This is a genomic window from Pseudomonas brassicacearum (assembly GCF_003732265.1).
GTDB lineage: Bacteria > Pseudomonadota > Gammaproteobacteria > Pseudomonadales > Pseudomonadaceae > Aquipseudomonas > Aquipseudomonas brassicacearum_D.
The window spans coordinates 1-482 of record NZ_MOBK01000309.1; the positions used below are offsets into that span (position 1 = coordinate 1).

At 61.2% G+C, this 482-nt stretch carries 1 protein-coding gene; it reads left to right on the forward strand.

Annotated features, from left to right (window positions below):
- Positions 1 to 401, forward strand: a 401-nt coding sequence (locus BK660_RS31450) for a TetR/AcrR family transcriptional regulator (RefSeq protein WP_123436451.1), incomplete at its 5' end; no start/stop codon positions are given.
- Positions 402 to 482: the final 81 nt, after the last annotated feature.

The following is a 482-nucleotide window of genomic DNA, read 5'->3' on the forward strand; positions in this document are numbered from 1 at the left end:
ATTTCGAAAGCAAGGACGCGATGATGCTCGAGGCGTTCAAGCAATTGCTCGGTCGCCGCCGCGACCTGATTGCCGACATGGATACCGAATTGACCGGCGAAGAGCGCCGCGCCCTGGTCGCCGCGTTCTACCTGTCGCGCAAGCATCGTGATTCCAGTGACGCGGCGTGCCCGATTCCAGCGTCCATCGGCGAATTGGGTCGTTTGCCGGAATCGTTCCGCATCGCGCTGAACGAACACCTGGAGTTGATGATTGCGCAGTTGGCGTCCAGCCCTGAGGACACCGACAAAGCCCTGGCCGACGTGGCCTTGATGGTGGGTGGTCTGGCGCTGGCAAGGGCGCTGGGCCCGGGAGATTTATCCGATCGATTGCTGCGCGCTGCCAAGTCGGCGGTGCGTTGACCTGAAGGCAACACGCCTGAGGAGAGAGCGATGAACACGTTGAAGTGGGTTCGTGGCGTTAATGGCACCTTGGGCTGGATT